Annotated in this window: 1 protein-coding gene; it reads left to right on the forward strand. The window is 62.4% G+C overall.

Going from position 1 to position 542, the window contains the following annotated elements; translation table 11 throughout:
• Window positions 1-74 precede the first annotated feature (74 nt).
• The coding region (locus tag DID99_RS36890; protein WP_185733894.1) for a transposase at window positions 75-542 on the forward strand (468 nt) is incomplete at its 3' end.

The following is a 542-nucleotide window of genomic DNA, read 5'->3' on the forward strand; positions in this document are numbered from 1 at the left end:
CGCCGTCCGTAACGTGGATGCCGAGACTTGCCACCGTTGTTGCAGGCCAATCCGTTCACTCTGCTCATACTTCGATGCAAGACACTCAACTACATGGTGCCGTCGATGTCTTCGTCGGCGTCGATGTCGGTAAAGGCCAGCATCACGCCGTTGCGCTCGATCGGAACGGCAAGCGTCTGTACAACAAGGCGCTACCCAACGACGAGGTCAAGCTGCGAGCCCTCATCGCCGAACTCAAGACTCACGGTCGATTGCTGTTCGTCGTCGATCAGCCCTCAACCATCGGTGCGCTTCCTGTAGCCGTTGCCCGCGCCGAAGGCGTACTCGTCGCCTATCTGCCCGGACTGGCCATGCGCCGCATCGCTGATCTGCACGCCGGCGAAGCCAAGACCGATGCCCGAGACGCCGCGATCATCGCCGAAGCCGCTCGCTCGATGCCGCATACGCTGCGCTCGCTTCGACTGGCCGACGAGCAACTCGCCGAGCTCACCATGCTCTGCGGCTTCGATGACGACCTCGCCGCTCAGGTCACGCAAACCAGC

This window comes from Burkholderia sp. Bp8986 (assembly GCF_003854225.1).
In the GTDB taxonomy this organism is placed as follows: Bacteria; Pseudomonadota; Gammaproteobacteria; order Burkholderiales; family Burkholderiaceae; genus Burkholderia.